Below are 21,824 nucleotides of genomic sequence, written 5' to 3' on the forward strand. Positions count from 1 at the left end.
TTCCGATCCGGGTGTCGAGAGTGTCCAGCGATCAAAAATACCACTTAGAATTTTGTCATCTTCACTGGATCGACATCTTCCCGGCTTTCAGGTTTTCATCCCTACCCGGCAGTGAACGACACTATGGCTCGCAGCAAGTTCAGCTTTGCGCACGCACGCGCCTGCGCTACACCATGACGGCAATCGACAGTCTGCTTTCAACGCAAATTTCCAGTACGGCCTCGACGCCACCGCCAAGGAGAAATGAGCATGACTTATATCGCATCCCCCAAACGCCCGATTGGCCATCCGGAACGCGCGCTCGACTGTGAAGAAGCGCTGCAGGTGGCACTCGAACACTTGTCGAAAGAGGAAGCGCTGACGGAAGCGGATGTGGAGGCACAGCTGATCGAGGGCGGCCTGGCGGCAGGATGGGAAGAGGCCGAACTGAGGACCGCGATCACGGACCTGCGCCAGAATGCGGCACTGGGGTTACAGGGTCTATCCGGATAAGCGGTGGACTGCCGGGTCAAATTGGCCCGGCAACGCCGATGTCACCCGGCTGTGTCAAAAATACAATACGAACCTGTGTCATGGATCAGCTGGACCGCCCAAGTTGTCCTGTTCAGTCTTGACGGCGAGAGCCGACTGTGGACTGAGTTGAAGTCACAATTCCAGGCTGCCTTGTCAAATCTTGTGTTCTTGTCGGAAGCGTATCCATGACCTCTGTACTAATCGGCATGCCTGTTACGTCTTCATCCCGGGGTTTCCTCGGGCGCGTGACCATCACCCTGTCTCTGGTTGCAACGCTTACCGCCTGCGGTGGCCACGCTAAAGGCGTTATGCAGCCGCTCAATCTGGCTGCCGAGCCCAAGGGCAACGCTGTCGTGGATATGCTGGTGGCAACCAGCCGGCTTCCATCTGACGATCCGGCAACGCTATTTACCGGGGAACGCAGCCCGCACCCAACGATCACGGACGTTGCCGTTTCCATTCCATCCGACAAGGTTCGCGCCTCCGGAACAGTGCAATGGCCGAAGAAGCTACCGCCGAATCCGGAGACTGACTTTGCCGTCGTGCGCGTCAAGCCACTGGAAACTATTGAGGATGGACATGAATGGGTGCGCAAGCACTCCAACGGCGGCCATGCGATGGTCTTCATCCATGGCTTCAACAATACCTATGAGGATTCGGTCTTCCGTTTTGCTCAGATCGTCCATGATTCCGGCGCGAACGTGACGCCTGTCCTTTTCACATGGCCGTCCCGTGCCAAGGTGTTCGACTACAATTACGACAAGGAAAGCACAAACTACTCACGCACCTCGCTGGAAAACACGCTGAAGGCACTGGTCGCGGACAAAAACATCAAGGACATCACCATCCTTGCCCACTCGATGGGAACCTGGCTGGCGATGGAATCAATCCGCCAAATGGCGATCCGCGACGGTGGTCTTCCGAAGAAGATTGAAAACATCGTTCTCGCCTCTCCGGATATCGATGTCGACGTCTTCTCAAGGCAATGGACCGAGCTCGGCGCAAACAAACCCAATTTCACCATCTTCGTCTCGCAGGATGATCGGGCTCTGGCGCTGTCGCGCTATATTTCCGGCGATGTGCAGCGGCTCGGACAGATCAATCCGGCGGAAGAACCCTACAAGACCAAACTTGAAGAGGCCGGCATCACGGTGGTCGATCTGACGAAGGTGAAATCCACCGATCGCCTCAATCACGGGAAATTTGCCGAGAGTCCCGAGATCGTTCAGCTCATCGGCCAGCGGCTGGTGACCGGTCAGACCCTGACGGATTCCGATGTCGGCATTGGGGACGGCATCACGGCAATCGTAGCCGGTACGGTAAACACCGTGGGCAAGGTCGCCGCAACGACCGTTGCTACACCGGTCGATCTTATTTCCGGAAACCTGACGACACCTCCGAAGAAAAAGAAAAAGGCGGATGTCGGTGGGAATTTGCAGAGTGAAAAAGCTCCCTTGAACTAGGAACAGCGGCCCTCTCGGCCGGACATATTTGCACTCCTTCGCGAAACAGTTTGATGTCCGACTTCCGGAGCAAACTCTTTTTGGAACCATCCACCGCCGGGCATCGTTTTACTCCGACAAAGGAGAATGATCATGCCGACAACAATCCTCGTGCCAGAAGACGACGGCCCGCGCGGACCGCAATCCAGCCCCGGACTTCCTGATCGTTCCCAGGAGAAACCTGTAGCGCCGCCAGTGATCGATAAGGGCGACACGAAAAATCCCAACGACCCCGTGTTGAATCCCGCCCTTTTGCCGGCCGGCGACCCCGCTGGCATGGCGTGAGGACGCTTTGATGTCCACCGACGATAGCAACGTAACACCGGAGCAGAAGAAGCCCCGCGATGTTCACCGGCCGCCGGGCAAGCCTTCGCATGCCGACGAAAAATCAAAAGCGCCGCCGATGATCCAACCGGCGGGTAGCAAGGACGAAAGCGAAAGACCGGTAGTCAACCCGGTAACCGGTGGCGCGCTCTGAGCACAATTTCATCTAACCGTCAGCGAAAACGAGACACCGGCTGCCGATCGCGAGCCGGCTTTTATGCGCCTAAGGAATTCCCGGAACATGCCAGGTTTCCTCGGCAAAGCCGGTCACCGGCGCTGAAAACACCCGCTCAACGTTGCATCACCTCGACCGTATTCTCGACGAGGTGCACGCCGATTACGGACGCGGCCGCCTGCTCGATGCAGCCGACTTCGGCTGCACAGGACACGTAGCCACTGAGAATAACCGTGCGACCCACAGCCATTACAGACAGGCCCGACGTATCAATCAGCACCGAGTACTGAATATAGCGCATGACCTTGCTGGCCAGTTCGTCATCGGTAAGGTCCGAATGATCATCCTGGTGAATGTAGATCTGCTTGTGCATGGCAATTGTCCTTCCGGGGGGACAACGCGAGCTTTTCCCGAATGTTCCGCTTTTTGAAGAACTCTCGAAAGGGTCTTCAGGCGCCCGGCTGCACATGAATGAAGGCCTCGACGGCCGCAGCGATGAAGTCCTGACGGGCATAGTCCACCGGCTGCTCGCCGCGTAAAACATAGCGGCACGTCTGGACCGCCGCCTTATAGGCCGTACCGTCATGAACCGGCCACTTGTCGAGAAGGCATTGCGCTGCTTCGCGCGTGTTACGAATGACGCGGTAACGTCCTATCCCGTCGAGTTCGAGAATGACCGGGTCCTGCCACCATTTTTCAATCATCTGGCAACCTCCTTCTGCACTCTGGCACATGAGGCTTGCGTGAAGTATGCGCCTCATCCGATAGTTGCACCGTGCCGGGTTGCGACAGCCGGGTGAATGGGTCTATGGCGAACATTCACTTTGCCAAGAGGCTACGCCTGATGTCCGATGTCTTCCTGAATGTCGTGCCGATTTTCGTCCTGATCCTGCTCGGCTGGCTGATCGTCCGGATGAATTACCTGAAGGCATCCGTGGGAGACGCGCTCGGCGATTTCGTGTTCCGGGTCGCGGTGCCAGTTCTGTTGTTCCGCACCATTGCCGAAGCCGATTTCAAGGATGGCTCGCCTTGGCCGCTCTGGGTTGCTTACTTCTCCGGTGTCGCCGTGACATGGACGCTGGGGCATTTTGCAGCGACGCTGTTTTTCAAGAAGGATGCGCGCATTGGCGTGCTGGCCGGAGTTTCCTCCGCCTTTGCCAATACAGTTTTCATCGGCCTGCCGCTGGTCTCGCGCAGCGTCGGTGAGGAAGGAGTCGTCGCCTTGTCCATTCTGCTGTCGGTGCATCTGCCTGTCATGATGATCGCCGGAACGGTCCTGATGGAGCGAGCCGAACGCAAGACCAGCGGCAAGCCGGGGCAGAGCCCGCTCAAGCTCCTCAAAGGCATATTGCGTAATCTTGCGCGCAATCCCCTGGTCATCGGGCTGGCGCTTGGGGCGCTGTTTCACCTCACCGGCATGCCGCTCGACGGCCCGGTCAAGGTCGTTGTCGATCAATTGGCAGGCGTGGCCGCCCCGGCGGCTCTGATCTCGATCGGCATGGCGGTCGACAAATACGGCCTCGCCGGCAATACCGGCCTTGCCTCGGTCACCAGCACGCTGAAGCTGATCGTCCTGCCAGCAGCGGTCTACGGCGCCTGCCAGCTGCTCGGGCTCAACAGCAACTGGACGGCAGCACTGGTGCTGACCTCATCGGTACCCACCGGTGTCAATGCCTGGCTGATTGCCAATCATTTCAACGTCGGTCACGGCCTTGCATCATCGACGATCACCATCACCACCGCACTCGGCGTCATCTCTGTTTCTGCCTGGGCCTATATCCTGCTTTAGCGGCAGCGGCCCTACCGGGCCGAGAAACCTCTGACATGAAAAAGCCCGGCGCATCGGCCGGGCTTTGTTCAATCTACTGCTGCCCTGGACATGCCCTTATGGCGCAGGCGCGGTCTCGGTAGCAGGCTTCGTTGCCTCACCTTCAGTTGCCGGCTTTGCAGCTTCGGCTTCCGTTGCAGGCTTGGCGGCCTCGGCTTCGGCAGCCGGCTTTGCAGCTTCGCCTTCAGCGGCAGGCGCTGCTGCAGCGGTTGCGGACGGCAGCGCCACCGGCGTATCGGCATGCTCACGCAGCCAGGCAATCAGGTTGGCGCGCTCATCCGGCTTCTTGACGCCGGCAAAGCCCATCGCGGTGCCGGGAACGTGCTTCTTCGGCGCTTCGATGAAGAAGCTCAGGTGATCGTAGGTCCAGGTCTTGTTGGATTCGGCAAATGTCTTCATGCCCGCCGAATAGGCAAAGCCTTCATGCGAAGCGATCGGACGTTCGACAAGACCCCACAGGTTAGGACCAACCTTGTTGGCCCCTCCCTTATCTACGGTGTGACAGCTTGCGCATTTCTTGAAGACGGTCTCGCCGGCCGATGCATCGGCCGTTGCCAGCAGCGGCTTGATATCCACTTCGACCTCTGCCGTGGCGCCAGCGCCAGCTTCCGAACCGCCCTCTTCGGCGATGATGGCGAAACCTTCCTTCTCGGGAACTTCCGAATGGAAGATGCCTTCCGATGCAATCGACACGGACATCAAAACAAAGACCGTACCGAGCAAGGCACCCACGCCCATGTTTACATATGAGTTCATCCGCAAATGCTCCCCTTGCAACCGGCGCGAACAAAACGCCAGCCTCTCTTGAAATCGCGCGGAACCTATGTCTTTTGGCTTTGCGTTGCAACAGACATTATAAGCCCCGGTCTTGAGTCCTTTTGACACTTTTCCGGCACGTTTTGAAGGCCTAAGCATGAACAGCGACAATTTGGACAAAACCCTGATTCTGATCCCTGCGCGCATGGCCTCGACGCGGCTGCCGGGCAAGCCACTGGCCGACATCTGCGGCCTGCCGATGATCGTCCAGGTCGCCATGCGAGCGAAGGACGCGCAAGCCGGCCGGATCGTTGTCGCCGTCGATCATCAGGACGTGTTCGATGCTGTGACCGCTGCAGGTTTCGAGGCAGTCATGACCCGCATCGACCATCAGTCCGGCTCAGACCGCATCCACGAGGCGCTGTTGAAAAGCGACCCGGAGCGCAAGGCCGAGATCGTCATCAATGTGCAAGGCGATCTGCCGACCATCGAACCGGAAACCATTCGCGCTGCGCTCCGGCCGCTGGAAAACCCGGATGTCGATATCGCCACGCTGACTGTCGAGATCGAAGACGAGGACGAAAAGACCAATCCCAACGTCGTGAAGGTTGTCGGATCGCCGCTGTCGCAGACGCGGCTGAAGGCGCTCTATTTCACCCGCGCTACCGCGCCGCATGGCAACGGCCCGCTCTACCATCACATCGGTCTCTACGCCTACAGGCGTGTCGCGCTCGAAAAATTCGTCTCGCTGCCGCCTTCAACGCTGGAAAAGCGCGAATCGTTGGAGCAGTTGCGGGCGCTTGAGGCCGGCATGCGCATCGATGCAGAGATCGTCAAATCGATACCGCTTGGGGTCGACACCCCCGCCGACCTGGAAAAGGCCCGGCGTTTTCTTTCTGTCAAAGCCTGATTGGACATTGCGATGATCACCAAGACGAACAGGATTTCCTTTCAGGGCGACTACGGCGCCAATTCCGACATGGCCTGCCGCGACATGTTCCCGGACATGGAACCGTTGCCCTGCCAGACCTTCGAGGATGCTTTTCTGGCAGTCGAGAACGGTGAAGCCGACCTCGCGATGATCCCGATCGAGAACACGATCGCGGGCCGCGTCGCCGACATCCATCATCTCCTGCCCGAATCCCGGCTGCATATCATCGGCGAGTATTTCATGCCGATCCGCTTCCAGCTGATGGTGCTTCCGGGTGTCTCGCGCGACGAGATCCGCACCGTGCATAGCCATATCCATGCGCTTGGCCAGTGCCGCAAGATCGTGCGGGCCAATGGCTGGAAGCCGGTGGTCGCGGGCGATACCGCCGGCGCGGCCAAGCTTGTGTCCGAAATGGGCGACCGGTCGATGGCTGCGCTTGCCCCAAGGCTTGCCGCCGATCTCTACAAGCTGGACATTGTCGCCGAGAATGTCGAGGACACGGAAAACAACGTAACGCGCTTCGTGATCCTTTCGCGTGACCCGAAGCACATCAAGCGGCAGGCGGACAGCGAAGTTATCGTGACCACATTCGTCTTCAATGTCCGTAACATCCCGGCCGCTCTCTACAAGGCGCTCGGCGGCTTTGCCACCAACAGCATCAACATGACCAAGCTGGAAAGCTATCAGCTCGGCGGCAAATTCATTGCCACCCAGTTTTATGCCGATATCGAGGGGCATCCGGACGACGCGAATGTCCGCCAAGCGTTGGACGAGTTGCGGTATTTCTCCGAAAAGGTTCGGATACTGGGTTCCTATGCAGCCCATCCAATGCGCTTGGTTCTGTAAATACCCCCCGAGAATTAGCGGCTGGAAATGAAAGCGAAAACGTGATTGTTTTGTGGCGAACTTGTTCGTCGCATGGCGCGCTGTCTGATTCGAAGCCCGCCATGCCTTCCCGGTAACGACAGGCGCCCCAAGCAAAGGCGCGGCAAAGGTCGATAATGGCAATCAGAACTCTTCTTCTCTGCTCTTCCGCCGCTTTGATGATCTCCACCGGGGCGCAGGCCGCCGATGCCATCGTCGCCGCCGAACCAGAACCCATGGAATATGTTCGCGTTTGCGAGGCTTTCGGGAAAGGCTATTTCTATATTCCCGGAACCGAAACCTGCCTGAAGATCGGCGGCTACGTCCGCTTCGATTCCAACTATGGTGAAAGCCCCTATTCGGGCGAGAGCAACGGCTGGGATGCCTTCACCCGCGGCACGCTGACGTTTGATGCGAAGTCCGACACAGAATACGGAACTCTGGAAAGTTTCATCGAACTGCGCAGCGACGCAAACAACATCAACGATGTCGATACCTATCTCAATGCCGCGTTCATCCAGATTGCTGGCTTTCGTGCCGGCTACGGCGACTCGCGCTACGATATCTGGCTGAACTCCGCGGGCAATATCATCAACGACGATGTGATCGACTATACGGGCGACCGGACGAACCAGATCAGCTATGTCTATGGCGGCGATATCGGCTTTTCCGCCCTGATCGGCCTGGAAGAAGGGGCCGGCAGCTACGATACCGGCTTTGCTCCCGAACCCACGGGCTTGTATCACGGCCATGACTTTCCGCACATCATCGGCGGTCTGCGTTATTTCCAGAATGAAGGCACAGGCATCGCCTTCATCGGCGGTTACGATACCAACGCCGAGGCTTTCGGCGGCAAGATTCGCATCGATGTCGCTTTCAACGATGTGTTTTCCGCCTGGGTGATGGGCGGCTACCAGTCAGATTGGGACAATGACAAGGGTCCCGGCGGCACACGACGGCTGAATTATTACGGCCCGTGGCTCGGTGACTGGGCCGTATGGGGTGGCTTTGCTGCCAACTTGACGGACAAGGCTTCGCTGAACGTCCAGGGTGCCTACGAGGATGACGGTACATTCGCGGCCGCTCTGAACATCGATTACGCGGTTGTGGAGGGCCTGAAATTCCAGCCTGAAATCAACTACACCGAGTTCGACGGCGAGCGCGGCCATGGCAGCGCCATTGGCGGCACGATCCGTCTGCAACGCAACTTCTGATTCGAGTTATGAAATTGAGACCGCCGGCGTCCGCGATCAGCGGGCGCCGACTGCGTTTCAGCGCGGCCAGTCCAGCCAGTCGCGCATCAGCTGGTGAGCGATAGCGCCCTTCGGCGGCGGCCCCAACTCCCCTGCCGCCAGCGTCACGCCGGTATTGCGTGCCAGCATCGCGGCCGTTTCGTCGCGCGTGAACCAGCGGCAGTCTTCCAGTTCCTGATCATCGGCATGAATATCGCGGGATTTGGCCTCCGCATAACAACCGATCATCAGCGTATGCGGCATCGGCCAGGGCTGCGAGGCGTGATAGCGCACGCGGCCAACGCGAATGCCGGACTCCTCCAGCGTCTCGCGCCGGACAGCGTTTTCGATGGTCTCGCCCGGCTCGACGAAGCCCGCGAGACAGGAATACATGCCTTCGGGAAAATGCGGGCTGCGGCCCAGCAGGCAGAGGTCACGCTCCAGATCGATCGTCAGCATGATGACGACAGGATCGGTGCGCGGGAAGACCATGTGCTTGCAGGCGCTGCAGACGCGCCGGTAGCCACCGGCCTTGCCTTCCATCACCGAGCCGCATTTGCCACAAAAGCGATTGGTGGCGTTCCAGGTGAGCAGGCTTGAGGCCTGCGCAAACTGGCCAAGCAGCTCGTCCGTCAGCATCTGCTGGCGATAGAGTGTGCGGCCATCGGCGAGTTTGAAGGGTTCCGGCAGCGTCTCTTCGGTGAGGCTGATGGGAACCGCCAGACGCGGCTCACCGTTGGGCAGGAAACCGAGCAGGATGGCATCGTCGAGAACCGGTTCCAGACCGGCCAGTTCATAGGGGGCAAACAGCGGGTCGATGATTTTTTCGTCATGCTTGACGACCAGTTTGCCGCTGGAGAAAGCAAAGACATGAGCGCCGTCCTTGCGGAAAGCCACTTCGACGCAATCGTCGGGACGATGTTCCGATTGTCTGTCCAGGTGATTTTCGGAAAAGGCGACGAGCGTGCTCGGCTCGGGATGCGGGCTGTGCAGATCGAAGATCGATTTCGTCATGGTCAGAGATTTTCCACTATCCGTGCTGCGAATGCCTTGCGCGCCTCGCCGTCCCAGGGTTCAGCCGAACCAAAGCCCCAGACCGGCCCCGGCCAATTGGCATCACCCTCGTTGCGGGCAATGACATGAACATGAAGCTGACGGACGATATTGCCAAGAGCGCCGACATTGATCTTCGCTGCCCCTGTCGCTTTTTTCAATGCGGCTGCCACCATGTTGGTTTCGAAAGTCAGCATCGCCTGATCGAGCGGCGTCAGATCGAAGATTTCCGACACGCCATCACGCTGCGGAATGAGCACAAGCCACGGCCAGCGGCAGTCATTGTTGATCCGCAACTGGCAAAGGCCGAGCGTCGTGATCAGCAATCCATCGCGCTGAAGGCGTTCATCAATCTCGAAGGCAGGCAAGTGGGTCTCCCGGGAACAGTGATTTTTCTTTTGTTTCAACAACGATAGCAGTTTTTTGAAGGCGTGGCTTGCATTTGGTTTCGATATTGCCGATATGAGAACCGGGAGGTTGGTGGTGGACGAGCCACTCGCCAACCGGGTCAGGTCCGGAAGGAAGCAGCCCCAACGAGCCAGGCACGGGTCATCGTGCCAGCCTCCCACCCTTTTCTTTCTGTCCTTCCTGGACACGATTTGCAGCCAAGCGGCCCCGTCTTGGGGAAAAAAGGGCGATGAGCGAAGATAGTCTGATCCCGGCATCCGAAAAACCCGCCGCCTACCGCGTGCTTGCGCGCAAATACCGGCCCAAGGATTTCTCCGACCTGATGGTCGGCCAGGAACCGATGGTGCGCACGCTCACCAATGCGTTCGAGACAGGCCGGATCGCGCAGGCCTATATGCTGACCGGCGTTCGTGGGGTCGGCAAGACCACCACCGCCCGCATCCTTGCCCGTGCGCTGAACTACAAGACGCCCGAGATCGACAAGCCGACGATCGACCTGCGCATTCCCGGCGAGCACTGCCAGGCGATCATGGAAGGCCGCCATGTCGACGTGATCGAGATGGACGCCGCCTCGCATACCGGTATCGACGATATCCGCGAGATCATCGAGCAGGTGCGCTACCGTCCGGTTTCGGCACGCTACAAAGTCTATATCATCGACGAAGTGCACATGCTCTCGACCCAGGCCTTCAACGGCCTGTTGAAGACGCTCGAAGAGCCGCCGGAGCATGTGAAGTTCATCTTCGCCACCACCGAAATCCGAAAAGTTCCGATCACGGTCCTGTCGCGCTGCCAGCGCTTTGACCTGCGCCGCATCGGCGCGTCCGATCTCGTCGGCCTGTTCACCACCATTCTCGGCAAGGAAGGCATTTCGGCCGATCCGGATGCCATGGCGATGATTGCCCGCGCTGCCGAAGGCTCGGCGCGCGACGGCCTGTCGCTGCTCGACCAGGCCATCGCCCATGGTGGCGGCGTGGTCGAGGTCGAAGCCGTGCGCTCGATGCTCGGCCTTGCCGACCGCGCCCGCATCGTCGATCTCTTCCAGCACATCGTCAAAGGCGACGTGGCTGCCGCCCTCAATGAATTTGCCGGGCAATACGAGGCGGGCGCCAGCCCTTCCGTGGTGCTGACCGACCTCGCCGACTTCACCCATCTTGTCACCCGGCTGAAATATGTTCCCGATGCAGTCGACGATCAGTCGCTGAGCGAAATCGAGCGCACCCGGGGCGCGGAATTTTCGTCCGGCATCGCCGTGACCACGCTGTCGCGCATCTGGCAGATGCTGTTGAAGGGCATTCCGGAAACGGAAAGCTCGTCGCGCCCGGCCGGTGCCGCCGAGATGGTGCTGATCCGGCTTGCTCATGCCGCCCACCTTCCCTCCCCGGAAGATGCAGCCCGGCGTTTGCTCGAACTTTCCAGCGGCGATGCTCCGCGTCAGCCATCTGCCCCGAACGGCGGCAATGGCGGCGGCGCGCAGGCCTTTGGCGGAAACTCCATCCAGGCGCGTGGCAATGACATGCCGCCGGCGCAGCGGGCAACCGGCAATGGCGCAACCATGCTGCGCGCCGTGCCGGACGTCGCACCACCACAGGCCATGCCTGTCGGACAGATCGAGCAACGGCCCATCGAAGCGCCGGTTGCCAAAGCCGAACCCAAGGTCGCCCTGCGTTCGGTCAGTGACATCGCCGAACTCTGCGGCACAAACCGCGATATCAAGCTGAAAACGCTGGTGCGCGGTTTCGTGCGGCTGGTCAATCTGGAGCCCGGACGGCTGGAAATCAACCTGCCGGAAGACGCGCCGAAGACGCTGGTTGCCGAGCTGCAGAAGAAGCTTGAGGACTGGACCGGCATCCGCTGGATGGTCATCCTCAGCCGCGAGCCCGGCGAGCCGACTCTCCTTGAGGCCGAAACGCGAGCGCAGGAAAAGCGCGTCAGCGACGCACGCCAGGATCCGGACGTTGCCGCCATTCTCGCCAAATTCCCCGGCGCCAAGATCACCGACGTGCGGATCAAGGGACCGGAACCGGAAGAGGAAAACGAGCCGGTGGCCATGGCCGCTGCCGAATCCGCAGATGGCGACATCCTTCCCGGCGACGATATCGAGCACTAGTTTTAGATTTATCGAGACATTCAGAAGAGGACATGACGATGCGCGACATCATGGGCATGATGGGCAAGGTCAAGGAAATGCAGGCCAAGATGGAGAAGATGCAGGAAGAGATTTCTGCGCTTGAAGTCGATGGTTCTTCCGGCGGCGGTCTCGTCACCGTGCGCATGGACGGCAAGGGCAACCTCAAGGGCCTGAAGATCGACCCGTCGCTGTTCAAGGAAGACGATGTCGAAATCCTCGAAGACCTGATCGTTGCCGCTCACAAGGACGGCAAGGACAAGGCGGAAGCCATCACAGCCGAAAAGACCAAGGCGCTGACCGCCGGCCTGCCGATCCCGCCCGGCATGAAGCTGCCTTTCTAGGCGTTTAGCATCGCCTCATTCTTCAGGTAGAAAAGCCGCGCCGACGATGCGGATTTTGCGCGGCGGCGCGGGCACGAAGGTTGTTGTGCCACGAAGGCTGGTATCGCCGAGCAGCGCCACATCCATGACGGCATCTTCTGCCGATTGCGCCGCCTCGACGATCCCGGTGCCTGAAACAGCGGCGCCGGTAACCGGTGTCTTTGCCAGCACTGTCTTGTAGAACCGGTTCATGTCGCAGGTCTTGAGCGGCGATGCCGTCCGGTAGGCTCCGGCATGCGGCAGTTCGGCATACCGTGCACCCGTCGTTACCGAGATCATCTCATCGGTATTCCCAGCACTCGTTATCCTGTAAACATCCATCGCCGGATCATCGCAGATGAATTTGCACTGTGCCGCGATCGCCTCCATATCGCCGGCGGTGTTGTAACCGGAATTGGGTGTCGGAAAAGAATAGCCGTCCGAGAGCCGGACACATCGTGTTTCGATCTTGGCGCTGATCCTTGGCAGAGCGTAGCCTGCCATTACGCCACGGGCCGCAGCCGGAACCGGCCGACGAAGCGGAGCGCGCTCGGCGACGGCCTGCTTCGCGCAAACCTGCTGAGAAACGCCAGACAGAGCGGCCAGGCGGGCGCTCGTTTCCGCGATGCGGCCAGCAATCTCGCGGCAGGCAAAGGTTTTGCTGGCAGCACAGCTATATTTCACCTGGAACGCCCGGTTGGCCGCGATCTGCCGTTGCAGCCGCGAAAATTCGGGACCGCCCGAGGTTCTTGACGCGGAACACTGTCCGGCCTCTGCGCCGCTCACATCGGCCGCCAGCATCAGGAAGGCGGCCGCAACGATCGCGGTCGTTCGTCCCAAGCAATCTGCAGTTCCTGTGAACCCGCTCATGTGGAAAACCCTTGCCACGTTCCAGCCATAGACGCAGCTGTCCCGGCGCCCCTGTCATTGCCAAGTTCGCTGTGTTCTCGCTGTGTCTGTACAGGCATCGACCTCTCGCATCAGGAAAAATGCCCTGCGCGACAAGGGTTCTCATAGGTTGAGGCCGGGTTGAAAGGAAGCGGAACTTCAGCGAATGGTTAAGGTCGCAGGCAGTAGCACGAACGCGGCTCAACCGCTAATCATGGCTCTCAGCTTGTAATGGATCGGCGCCGCGATGTAGCGGGCGCGGTCTTCATCGGAGAGGTTCTTGCCGTATGTGTGCAGCAACTCCGGCATCAGCACCGGCATACCGGAATAGGCGTGATAGGTGACGGCGTCCCCTGCCTGAACGACGCCATCCTTGAGAACGCGGCAATAGAACCCTGGCCGTCCTGCCCTGGCAAAGCGCTTGGCAAAGCCGGGATCGTCCATGCGACCAGCCAATGTGGCGCAGGGGATGCGGGCTGACGTGACCTCAAGCTCGACCGTCTCGATGACAAACCGGTCGCCGACAGAAATCTTGCGGCTATCGGCACCGTCGATCACCAGATTTTCGCCGAAAATTCCCGGTTCCAGAGCGCGGCCAAGTTCCTTCGACCACCAGTCAAGATCGATGGAGCCCAGCGCATAGACGGCCTGATCGACGCCGCCATGGTGTTTGCGATTGCAGATCTTGTCGCCGATCAATCCCTCACGGTCGATCATGATGCCTGCCTCTACCGGATGCTTGAAGATGCCGGTCCGGTAGGATTTACCGGGCAGGATTTCGGCATTGCCGGTGCAGACGGCGACGATTTTCATGGGCGGCACTTTCTTTTCAGCGATTCCGTTCCCGGGAGATATGGAGTAGAACCGCCGCATGGCAAAGCGAGTCACCGGTCCCGAAATTGAAAAACTCATCCAGCTCCTGGCAAAGGTGCCCGGGCTCGGGCCGCGTTCGGCCCGGCGCGCCGCCCTTCATCTGGTCAAGAAGAAGGATCAGCTGTTGGGTCCCTTGGCCGACGCCATGGGCGAAGCCCACCGCAAGGTGCGCATCTGCTCGTGCTGCGGCAATGTCGACACGATCGATCCCTGCAGCGTCTGTTCCGACGACCGGCGCGACAATTCGGTCATCATCGTCGTCGAGGACGTCTCCGACCTCTGGGCGTTGGAGCGCGCCAGCGCGATGAACACGGCCTATCATGTGCTTGGCGGTACGCTGTCGCCGCTCGATGGCGTCGGGCCCGACGACCTGAACATCAAGGGTCTGGTCGAGCGGGTGAGCAAGGGCGGCGTGCGTGAACTGATCATCGCCGTCAACGCCACCGTCGAAGGCCAGACGACAGCCCACTACATTACCGACCAGCTCGACGGCCTCGGCGTCAAGATCACCCGGCTTGCCCACGGCGTGCCGGTGGGCGGCGAACTGGATTATCTGGATGAAGGCACGCTGACAGCGGCCTTGAGGGCGAGGACGGCGATTTGAGGACGCTTTTGAATGTGCCGAGCCCTACCCCTCTCTGTCACAGAGCCGGTCCTCGGGCTTGCCGCAGGCAAGACCCGGAGGTGACATCTCCCCCACAAGGGGGGAGATCATTCTTTTCCCTCGCATCCTCGGTGGTAAGGCGGGCAATAAGTCCGAGGCCAATCTCCCCCCTTGAGGGCGAGATGTCGGCGCCGACAGAGGGGGGTAAGGCGCAGCGAACACTGACGATGATAGTTGCGGCAATCCTCGCACTCTCCCCGATCCCCGTCCTCGCGGCCTCCAAAGCCGAAACCGAATCTCAATTCCGCCAATGGCTGCAGACCGATCTGTGGCCGCAGGCGCAGAAATCGGGCATCTCCGCCGCCGCCTTCAAGGCTGCCTTCACCGATGTGAAGCTCAACTGGGACCTGCCGGACCTTGTGCCTCCAGGCAGCAAGCCACCCGGCGAACAGAAGCAGAGCCAGGCGGAGTTCTCTTCGCCCGGTGCTTATTTTTCCGAACAGCGGCTACAGGGCCTGGCGGCGACCGGCCGCGCCCTTGCCAAGGAAAATGCTGCGACGCTCCGGCGGATCGAGAAGACCTATGGGATTCCAGGTCCGATCGTCGTTGCTATCTGGGGCCGCGAATCCGGCTTCGGCCGGGCGAAAATCCCGCATCCGATTATGGATGTGCTTGCCACTAAGGCCTTCATGTCGACCCGCGGCGATCTGTTCAAGCGCGAGCTGATCGCGGCGCTGCACATTCTCGACAGCGGCGACGTGAAGGAGGCCGACATGCGCGGCTCCTGGGCCGGCGCCATGGGCCAACCACAGTTCCTGCCGACCAGTTTCCTCAAATATGCCGTCGATTTCGATGGCGACGGCCGCCGTGACATCTGGAAATCGACGCCCGATACGCTGGCCTCGATCGCCAATTACCTGTCGAAAAAAGGCTGGCAGCGTGGCCGCGACTGGGGTTTCGAGGTCTATATTCCTGCGAACGTCACTTGCGCGCAGGAAGGCCCAGACCTGGCCAAGCCGATCTCGCAATGGGCATCCGATGGCATCGAACGCGCCTCCGGGAAGGCGTTTCCGGCCAGCGAAGCCAAGGCCGATGGCATGATGCTGGTCCCGGCCGGCCGCCATGGCCCGGAATTCATCGTCACGCCCAACTTCTACGTCATCAAGGAATACAACAACTCCGACCTCTATGCGCTGTTCATCGGCAACCTGGCCGACCGGATCGCCTCGGGTGGCGGCGCTTTCAGGCGTGAGTTCGGCGATGTCGGCAAGATGCTCCGCTCAGACGTCCTGAAGATGCAGAAATCGCTGGAAAAACAGGGCTATGATATAGGCAAGGCCGATGGTCTGGCCGGTTACAAGACCCGGCGCTCGATCGGCGCCTGGCAGGCAAAGAACGGCATCGAGCCGACATGTTTCCCGCAAAAAAGCCTGTTGGGAAAACTATAGCGGGCGAAACCGTGTTCAATTTCGTCCGGCATAATTGTCAGGCGGCGGAGAGGCTGGTTTCGAGCAGATTCAGGATCGCCGTCCAGCCCTGTTCGTGGCCTCGCCGCGCTTCCTCGGATTTGAATTTCACCTGTTTCAGGGTGATTTCCGTCGTGCCGGTATCGACTTCAGCGAGATCGATGGTGACGACGCTGTCGTCGAGCGAGTACGGCGACTCCCAGGTGAAGGCAAGGCGTGAGAACGGGTCTATCTCAAGATAGATTCCCGCATGTGGGATGTCTTTCTCGGCCGTCACCATGACGATCGAGAAACGGCCGCCCTTCACCGGATCGTTCGTGACTTTGGACTGCGCGGCTCCCCCCGAAGGCACCGCCATGAATTTTGCCAGCATCACCGGTGAAAGCCAGGCGTTGAACACTTTTTCGCGCGGTGCCGCGATTGTGCGGCTGACCGTCAGCTCAAGCTCCTTCATTGTCTTCATCCTTTGAAACGAGTAGGTTTTCGAGCGCCGTCAGGCGCAATTCCCAGATGGACTTCAATTGCGCGAACCAGTTTTCTGTCAGCTTCAGCGGATCGAGTTCGGCTGCGATGAAATGCTCGCGGCCCAAGGTCCGGCGGGTGACAAGTCCGGCCTCCTCCAGCACCTTGATGTGTTTGGAGACGGAATTCAGCGACATGTCGAAATGGGCGGCGAGCGCCGTCACTCTCAATGCACCTTCCTGAACAAGCAGCGTCAGGATGCGTCGCCGGGTCGTATCGCCGGCGGCCTTGAGAACCCGTGACAGATCATCTTCGTCCATTCATTCACCCTAACAGTTGAATATACAAAACAAGGGCTATAGTCAACCATACGGGTGAATATTATCAGCTTTCCCGGTTTTTGGACCTGATGGAGCAAGTGAAGAAAGGCCGGTATGCGGGTTGCAAACCGGCCTTTCGAGCAATAACGGACACTGCAGAGCGCTCAGTGCATGTCCATCTGCTGCTTGTAGCGCTCATATTCGTAAGGAAGAATCGTCTGGCGCTCGATCATTCTGTGCACGCGGGGGGCGGTATCACCGCGATGCAGGGCGAGCAGGCGGTCGCCAATCTCAGCATCCGCCTGTGTCCGGCGCTGGTTGTGGCGGACATATTCCACCCAGGTCGGTACGTGATAGGTTTCGGTCCATGTGGTCGGGTTTTCCAGATCCCGCATCAATCCCCATTGGCCGGCGCCGTCGCGGATGCGGATACGCCGGCGCTCGGCCATGGCGGTGAGGAATTCCGGCACGTCGCCGTCGGCGATCTCGTAATCGATCATCACCACGATTGGGCCGCTGCGCGGCTTGAGGTCGAGCTTCAAAAGCGGCTCGGAAAACCGGTTGAGAGGATCGAGATTGAGCGACTGGAACTCCGGCAGCGGCAGGCGCAGCCCGATGGCAGCGCCGACGATCATCAGACAGGCCGAGACGATCAAGGCATTTGCCGGGCCGTGGCTTTCGGCCAGTTGCCCCCACATCCAGCTGCCTGAAGCGATGCCGCCGAAGGTGGTGGTCTGGTAGAGCGACAGCGCGCGGCCAACCACCCAGCGCGGCGTCGAGAGCTGCACGGTGGTATTGAACAGCGACAGCGCCAGTACCCAGCCGGCGCCCGACAGAAGAAGCGCAAGGCTGGTGAGCCAGCCATAGGGGCTGAGCGCCGTCACCACGCTGCTGACGGCAAAACCGGCAAAGGCGATGCGCACGATCCATTCGCTCGACAGGTGCTCCCGCAGCCGGGCGCTGAGCAGAGCCCCGCCGATGGCGCCAAGGCCGAAGGCACCCAGCATGATGCCGTAGGTCAACGGTCCGCCGGCGACCAGATCGCGGGCAACCAGCGGCAGAAGAGCGAGAATGGCGCTGGCGGACAGACCGAAGACGAAACCACGCACCAGCACCTTGCCGATATTCGGCGACATGGCGACGTAACGCAGACCGGCGGAGATCGCCCGGCCCATCGATTCGCGCGGCAGCGCCGACAGCGTTTCTTCGCGGCGCCAGCGCAACAGTGCGTAGATGATGGCAAAATAGCTGAGCGTATTGGCAGCAAAAGCCGCGGCGGCCCCGGCTGCCGCGACGATCACGCCGCCGATCGCCGGGCCGACCGAGCGGGTGATGTTGAACCCCATGCTGTTCAGCGCGACCGCAGCCGGCAGTACGTCGCGCGGCACCATATCGCCGACCGAAGCCTGCCAGGAAGGGTTGTTGAGCGCCGTGCCGCAGCCGATCAGGAAAGTGAATAACAGCAGCAGCCAGGGCGTAATAATGCCAAAATAGGCACAGAGCGTCAGAAGTGCCGAGATGCAGAGCATGAAACACTGGCCAACCAGCATGATGCGGCGCCGATCGAAATTATCGGCAAGCGCGCCGGAAATCAGCGAAAACAGCATGATGGGCAGCGAGGTCGAGGCCTGCACCAGCGCCACCATGTTCACGGAATCCGTAATCGAGGTCATCATCCAGGCGGCGCCGACGGCCTGGATCAGTCCGCCAAAATTGGAGGCAAGACTTGCCACCCAGATAACCCGGAACGTATCGTGCTTGAACGGCGCCAATGGCGATAGTCTGTGCGGCAACGCGCTTTCCCACCCTAGTCTGTGATTTGAATCGTCTTTGTGACGCCCAATCTAAGCCAGATGACAGGCCGGGCAAGTAAAAGCGCTGCCATCGGCAGGATTTCACCACTTCACGGTCTGAATCCGCGTTTTGCAGGCCTGACAGCGGGATACCTTGCATTTGCCGACAATCGAGCGTATATGACCCTCAAATTCTTGATCGGTTGATGAAGAGTGGGCCCGTCAGGACCCGCTCTTTTTTATTACCGATGTTTTGGGAGAGCATCGTTTGTCCGATACGACAACGGCAGAAAACACACAGGAACCACGCCTGGTCACCGAGACCGGGATCGATCGGCGCATCGCCGACATCGTCGAGCCCGTGCTCATTCCGATGGGCTATCAACTGGTGCGCGTGCGCCTGTCCTCGCAGAATGGCGCAACGCTGCAGATCATGGCCGAGCGGCTTGACGGCACTATGACCGTGGACGATTGCGAAGCGATCTCGACGGCGATCTCGCCGGTTCTGGACGTGGAAGATCCGGTCGATCGGGAGTATCATTTAGAAGTATCGTCGCCGGGAATCGACCGGCCGATGGTGCGCAAGTCCGATTTCACTCGCTGGTCCGGCCACCTGATCAAGTTCGAAACGTCGGTCCTGGTTGACAGCCGCAAGCGTTTCCGCGGTAAAATCGTGTCGGCCGACGACGAAAGTTTTACGATCGAGCGCGATCAACCGGCCCCCGGCGAAGAGCCGCGCGTGGTCATTCCCTTCACGGCGCTGGCCGAAGGCAGGCTGATCCTCACGGATGACCTGATCCGCGATGCGCTGACAGCAGACAAGAAGGCAAAGGCAGCCCAGGCTGCCAACGAAAACTTCGAAGACGAAGATTCGCCGATCAATTGAGTTCATGGGCGTGGGACGCTTCCAAGTGAGGCCCCGGCAATCAGACGGAGACTTTAATATGGCAGTGAGTGCTAACAGGCTCGAACTTCTGCAGATCGCGGATGCCGTCGCGCGCGAAAAAGTGATCGACCGCGAAATCGTTCTGGCCGCCATGGCCGACGCGATCCAGAAGGCCGCCCGCTCGCGCTACGGTTCGGAGAGCAACATCCGCGCCGACATCAATTCCAAGACCGGCGAAATCCGGCTTCAGCGCCTGCTCGAAGTCGTCGAACACGCCGAAGACTACTCGACCCAGATTCCGCTGGAACTGGCCCGCGACCGCAATCCGGACGCCATTCTCGGCGACTTCATCGCCGACCCGCTGCCGCCGATGGATTTCGGCCGTATCGCCGCCCAATCGGCCAAGCAGGTCATCGTCCAGAAGGTGCGTGAAGCCGAGCGGGACCGCCAGTTCGACGAATTCAAGGATCGCATCGGCGAAATCGTCAACGGCACGGTCAAGCGCGTCGAATATGGCAATGTCATTGTCGATCTCGGCCGTGGTGAAGGCATCATCCGCCGCGACGAAATGATCCCGCGCGAAAACATGCGCTACGGCGACCGCGTCCGCTCGTATGTCTACGACGTGCGCCGCGAACAGCGCGGCCCGCAAATTTTCCTGTCGCGTACCCATCCGCAGTTCATGGTGAAGCTGTTCACCATGGAAGTTCCGGAAATCTACGACGGCATCATCCAGATCCGTTCGGTTGCCCGTGACCCGGGTTCGCGCGCCAAGATCGCCGTCATCTCGAACGACTCGTCGATCGATCCGGTCGGTGCCTGCGTCGGTATGCGCGGTTCGCGCGTTCAGGCCGTTGTCGGCGAATTGCAGGGCGAAAAGATCGATATCATTCCGTGGTCCCAGGATCCGGCATCGTTCATCGTCAACGCGCTGCAGCCGGCTGAAGTCTCCAAGGTCGTTCTCGATGAGGATGCAGAGCGCATCGAAGTCGTGGTTCCGGATGAACAGCTCTCGCTGGCCATCGGCCGCCGCGGCCAGAACGTCCGCCTCGCATCGCAGCTGACCGGCTGGGATATCGACATCATGACGGAAGCCGAAGAATCGGAACGCCGCCAGAAGGAATTCAACGAACGCACCGCGCTGTTCATGGAAGCCCTCGACGTCGACGAGATGGTTGGCCAGGTTCTGGCTTCGGAAGGCTTTGCCGCCGTCGAAGAGCTTGCCTATGTCGAACTCGACGAAATTGCCTCGATCGAAGGCTTCGACGAGGACACAGCCAACGAACTGCAGACCCGCGCCCGCGAATATCTCGAGCGCCTGGAAGCCGAAATGGATGCCAAGCGCGTCGCCCTCGGCGTTTCCGACGACCTGCGCTCGATCAACGGCATGACCGGCCAGATGCTGGTTGCGCTGGGTGAAGACGGCATCAAGACTATGGAAGACTTTGCAGGCTGCGCCGCTGACGATCTCGTCGGCTGGTCGGAACGCAAGGACGGCGAGACGAAGAAGTTTGAAGGCCTGTTCTCCAAGCTCGAAATCTCCCGCATCGATGCCGAACGCATGGTCCTGCAGGCGCGTCTTGCCGCCGGCTGGATCACCGAAGAAGACCTGGCACGCGAAGAAGAAGCGCTCGAAGTCGTGGAAGGCGCGGAACAGGACGCCTGAAGGCGTTCTGACCGTGAATCAAGCTGATGCTGCTTGAAGATCGCCATGTTGATTGAAGACAAGGACCCTGCCGGGGACATCGATGGTGAAGCAGTGAATGGCCGCATGTGCATCGTGACACGGCAGAGCGGAACACCGGAAACGCTGATCCGCTTTGTTGCCGGGCCTGATGGCCGGGTGGTGCCGGATTTGAAGAAGCAGCTGCCGGGTCGCGGCTGCTGGGTAACGGCGGAGCGGGCGGTGCTGGAAAAGGCAATCGCCAGGAAGCTGTTTGCCCGCGGGCTCAAGAAGGCGGATGTGACCGCCGGACCGGAGCTTGCCGATGAGGTGGACCGGCTGCTGTCGATGCAGCTTGGCGGCATGATGAACCTGGCGCGCAAGGCGGCACAGTTCATCACCGGCGCCTCGAAGGTCGAGCAAGCCGTGCGTGGACTGGCGGCGCTCGCCACATTCCATGCGGTGGATGCCGCAGCCGATGGGGTGCGAAAGATAGACCAGGCGCGCAAAGCGATGAGCTTTGTCGTCGATGATGGACAGGAAATACCCTCCTTTCGCTTCTTTACCGAGGCTGAAATGGAAGGGCTTTTAGGCCAGAATGCTTTTATCCATGCCGCAGCGCTTGCAGGGCAGGCGGGTGAGGGTGTAGTGAAGCGCGCAAACATGCTCGAACGATATCGGGGAACCGTCCCTGCTCGAGCCGTTGGCGCCGAATCTGGCTTGCCGACACAATGACGGGGGTCACCGGCGAAGGCCGGCACAACCGCGATTGCAAAACAGAAATTGAACGGCG

Annotated in this window: 25 protein-coding genes and 1 other RNA gene; 16 read left to right on the forward strand and 10 right to left on the reverse strand. The window is 60.0% G+C overall.

Annotated features, from left to right (window positions below):
* The first annotated feature begins 249 nt into the window (after positions 1 to 249).
* The 4 genes from ACSQ3J_RS07500 (at position 250) to ACSQ3J_RS07515 (ending at position 2,493) form a co-directional block, all read left to right on the forward strand.
* Positions 250 to 492 (forward strand): hypothetical protein, encoded by a 243-nt coding sequence (locus ACSQ3J_RS07500; protein ID WP_060501083.1) that lies wholly within the window; start codon positions 250 to 252, stop codon positions 490 to 492.
* A gap of 206 nt (positions 493 to 698) precedes the next feature.
* Positions 699 to 1,976: an alpha/beta hydrolase gene (locus ACSQ3J_RS07505; RefSeq protein WP_112834705.1), complete on the forward strand. Its 1,278-nt coding sequence runs from the start codon at positions 699 to 701 to the stop codon at positions 1,974 to 1,976.
* A gap of 132 nt (positions 1,977 to 2,108) precedes the next feature.
* A complete protein-coding gene (locus ACSQ3J_RS07510; protein ID WP_060501087.1) occupies positions 2,109 to 2,300 on the forward strand; it encodes a hypothetical protein in 192 nt (63 codons plus the stop codon).
* A gap of 10 nt (positions 2,301 to 2,310) precedes the next feature.
* Positions 2,311 to 2,493, forward strand: coding sequence for a hypothetical protein (locus tag ACSQ3J_RS07515; protein ID WP_060501089.1), 183 nt, complete (start codon positions 2,311 to 2,313; stop codon positions 2,491 to 2,493).
* Between the two features lie 136 nt (positions 2,494 to 2,629).
* Here ACSQ3J_RS07515 and ACSQ3J_RS07520 read toward each other — a convergent pair whose 3' ends face one another.
* Both ACSQ3J_RS07520 and ACSQ3J_RS07525 read right to left on the reverse strand, forming a co-directional pair.
* On the reverse strand, positions 2,630 to 2,887 hold the full coding sequence (locus tag ACSQ3J_RS07520) for a BON domain-containing protein (RefSeq protein WP_060501091.1): 258 nt from the start codon (positions 2,885 to 2,887) through the stop codon (positions 2,630 to 2,632).
* A gap of 76 nt (positions 2,888 to 2,963) precedes the next feature.
* Positions 2,964 to 3,218, reverse strand: a complete 255-nt coding sequence (locus ACSQ3J_RS07525; protein ID WP_060501093.1) for a DUF982 domain-containing protein — start codon at positions 3,216 to 3,218, stop codon at positions 2,964 to 2,966.
* A 140-nt stretch (positions 3,219 to 3,358) separates the two neighbouring features.
* Between ACSQ3J_RS07525 and ACSQ3J_RS07530 the strand changes: the two genes are divergently transcribed.
* Entirely contained in the window at positions 3,359 to 4,303 is a 945-nt protein-coding gene (locus tag ACSQ3J_RS07530) for an AEC family transporter (protein ID WP_060501436.1), read from the forward strand.
* A gap of 96 nt (positions 4,304 to 4,399) precedes the next feature.
* Here the strand turns inward: ACSQ3J_RS07530 and ACSQ3J_RS07535 are convergent, their stop codons facing one another.
* Positions 4,400 to 5,098, reverse strand: coding sequence for a c-type cytochrome (locus ACSQ3J_RS07535; protein ID WP_060501095.1), 699 nt, complete (start codon positions 5,096 to 5,098; stop codon positions 4,400 to 4,402).
* 157 nt (positions 5,099 to 5,255) lie between these two features.
* On the opposite strand from ACSQ3J_RS07535, the gene ACSQ3J_RS07540 reads away from it, so the two are divergent.
* The 3 genes from ACSQ3J_RS07540 (at position 5,256) to ACSQ3J_RS07550 (ending at position 8,107) form a co-directional block, all read left to right on the forward strand.
* The gene (locus tag ACSQ3J_RS07540; protein ID WP_060501096.1) at positions 5,256 to 6,008 is read left to right on the forward strand and encodes a 3-deoxy-manno-octulosonate cytidylyltransferase; all 753 of its coding nucleotides are present in this window, start codon (positions 5,256 to 5,258) and stop codon (positions 6,006 to 6,008) included.
* A 12-nt stretch (positions 6,009 to 6,020) separates the two neighbouring features.
* A complete protein-coding gene (locus ACSQ3J_RS07545; RefSeq protein ID WP_060501438.1) occupies positions 6,021 to 6,875 on the forward strand; it encodes a prephenate dehydratase in 855 nt (284 codons plus the stop codon).
* A 155-nt stretch (positions 6,876 to 7,030) separates the two neighbouring features.
* Positions 7,031 to 8,107: a porin gene (locus tag ACSQ3J_RS07550; RefSeq protein WP_060501098.1), complete on the forward strand. Its 1,077-nt coding sequence runs from the start codon at positions 7,031 to 7,033 to the stop codon at positions 8,105 to 8,107.
* A gap of 57 nt (positions 8,108 to 8,164) precedes the next feature.
* Here ACSQ3J_RS07550 and nudC read toward each other — a convergent pair whose 3' ends face one another.
* Both nudC and ACSQ3J_RS07560 read right to left on the reverse strand, forming a co-directional pair.
* Positions 8,165 to 9,139 (reverse strand): NAD(+) diphosphatase, encoded by a 975-nt coding sequence (gene nudC, locus ACSQ3J_RS07555; protein WP_060501100.1) that lies wholly within the window; start codon positions 9,137 to 9,139, stop codon positions 8,165 to 8,167.
* A 2-nt stretch (positions 9,140 to 9,141) separates the two neighbouring features.
* Positions 9,142 to 9,546 (reverse strand): HIT family protein, encoded by a 405-nt coding sequence (locus tag ACSQ3J_RS07560; protein ID WP_112834706.1) that lies wholly within the window; start codon positions 9,544 to 9,546, stop codon positions 9,142 to 9,144.
* 104 nt (positions 9,547 to 9,650) lie between these two features.
* On the opposite strand from ACSQ3J_RS07560, the gene ffs reads away from it, so the two are divergent.
* The 3 genes from ffs (at position 9,651) to ACSQ3J_RS07575 (ending at position 12,058) form a co-directional block, all read left to right on the forward strand.
* Positions 9,651 to 9,747, forward strand: an RNA gene (gene ffs / locus ACSQ3J_RS07565) — signal recognition particle sRNA small type.
* A 68-nt stretch (positions 9,748 to 9,815) separates the two neighbouring features.
* Positions 9,816 to 11,696, forward strand: a complete 1,881-nt coding sequence (locus ACSQ3J_RS07570) for a DNA polymerase III subunit gamma/tau (protein WP_060501102.1) — start codon at positions 9,816 to 9,818, stop codon at positions 11,694 to 11,696.
* Between the two features lie 38 nt (positions 11,697 to 11,734).
* Positions 11,735 to 12,058, forward strand: a complete 324-nt coding sequence (locus ACSQ3J_RS07575) for a YbaB/EbfC family nucleoid-associated protein (protein WP_060501442.1) — start codon at positions 11,735 to 11,737, stop codon at positions 12,056 to 12,058.
* 15 nt (positions 12,059 to 12,073) lie between these two features.
* Here ACSQ3J_RS07575 and ACSQ3J_RS07580 read toward each other — a convergent pair whose 3' ends face one another.
* Both ACSQ3J_RS07580 and ACSQ3J_RS07585 read right to left on the reverse strand, forming a co-directional pair.
* Complete coding sequence (locus ACSQ3J_RS07580) at positions 12,074 to 12,916, reverse strand: DUF2865 domain-containing protein (protein WP_060501104.1); 843 nt, start codon at positions 12,914 to 12,916, stop codon at positions 12,074 to 12,076.
* A 249-nt stretch (positions 12,917 to 13,165) separates the two neighbouring features.
* Complete coding sequence (locus tag ACSQ3J_RS07585) at positions 13,166 to 13,777, reverse strand: MOSC domain-containing protein (protein ID WP_060501106.1); 612 nt, start codon at positions 13,775 to 13,777, stop codon at positions 13,166 to 13,168.
* Between the two features lie 58 nt (positions 13,778 to 13,835).
* Here ACSQ3J_RS07585 and recR point away from each other — a divergent pair, with 58 nt between their 5' ends.
* Together recR and ACSQ3J_RS07595 are read left to right on the forward strand one after the other, a co-directional pair.
* Positions 13,836 to 14,441 carry a recombination mediator RecR gene (gene recR / locus ACSQ3J_RS07590; protein WP_060501108.1) on the forward strand — a complete coding sequence of 202 codons (606 nt, stop codon included), beginning with the start codon at positions 13,836 to 13,838 and terminating at the stop codon, positions 14,439 to 14,441.
* 182 nt (positions 14,442 to 14,623) lie between these two features.
* Complete coding sequence (locus tag ACSQ3J_RS07595) at positions 14,624 to 15,889, forward strand: lytic murein transglycosylase (RefSeq protein WP_200954872.1); 1,266 nt, start codon at positions 14,624 to 14,626, stop codon at positions 15,887 to 15,889.
* A 37-nt stretch (positions 15,890 to 15,926) separates the two neighbouring features.
* Here the strand turns inward: ACSQ3J_RS07595 and ACSQ3J_RS07600 are convergent, their stop codons facing one another.
* From ACSQ3J_RS07600 to ACSQ3J_RS07610, 3 genes are all read right to left on the reverse strand, one after another.
* A complete protein-coding gene (locus ACSQ3J_RS07600; RefSeq protein WP_060501110.1) occupies positions 15,927 to 16,361 on the reverse strand; it encodes an SRPBCC family protein in 435 nt (144 codons plus the stop codon).
* Entirely contained in the window at positions 16,348 to 16,689 is a 342-nt protein-coding gene (locus ACSQ3J_RS07605; protein WP_060501112.1) for an ArsR/SmtB family transcription factor, read from the reverse strand. The genes ACSQ3J_RS07600 and ACSQ3J_RS07605 overlap by 14 nt, the downstream gene beginning before the upstream one ends.
* A 164-nt stretch (positions 16,690 to 16,853) precedes the next feature.
* Positions 16,854 to 18,482, reverse strand: a complete 1,629-nt coding sequence (locus tag ACSQ3J_RS07610; RefSeq protein ID WP_060501114.1) for an MFS transporter — start codon at positions 18,480 to 18,482, stop codon at positions 16,854 to 16,856.
* A gap of 268 nt (positions 18,483 to 18,750) precedes the next feature.
* Here ACSQ3J_RS07610 and rimP point away from each other — a divergent pair, with 268 nt between their 5' ends.
* The 3 genes from rimP to ACSQ3J_RS07625 are packed head-to-tail and all read left to right on the forward strand — an operon-like array spanning position 18,751 to position 21,766.
* The gene (gene rimP, locus ACSQ3J_RS07615; protein ID WP_060501116.1) at positions 18,751 to 19,368 is read left to right on the forward strand and encodes a ribosome maturation factor RimP; all 618 of its coding nucleotides are present in this window, start codon (positions 18,751 to 18,753) and stop codon (positions 19,366 to 19,368) included.
* Between the two features lie 58 nt (positions 19,369 to 19,426).
* The gene (gene nusA / locus ACSQ3J_RS07620; RefSeq protein WP_060501118.1) at positions 19,427 to 21,034 is read left to right on the forward strand and encodes a transcription termination factor NusA; all 1,608 of its coding nucleotides are present in this window, start codon (positions 19,427 to 19,429) and stop codon (positions 21,032 to 21,034) included.
* 45 nt (positions 21,035 to 21,079) lie between these two features.
* Entirely contained in the window at positions 21,080 to 21,766 is a 687-nt protein-coding gene (locus tag ACSQ3J_RS07625; protein WP_060501119.1) for an RNA-binding protein, read from the forward strand.
* Positions 21,767 to 21,824: the final 58 nt, after the last annotated feature.

This window comes from Rhizobium sp. LjRoot98 (assembly GCF_964252935.1).
Classification (GTDB): Bacteria; Pseudomonadota; Alphaproteobacteria; order Rhizobiales; family Rhizobiaceae; genus Pararhizobium.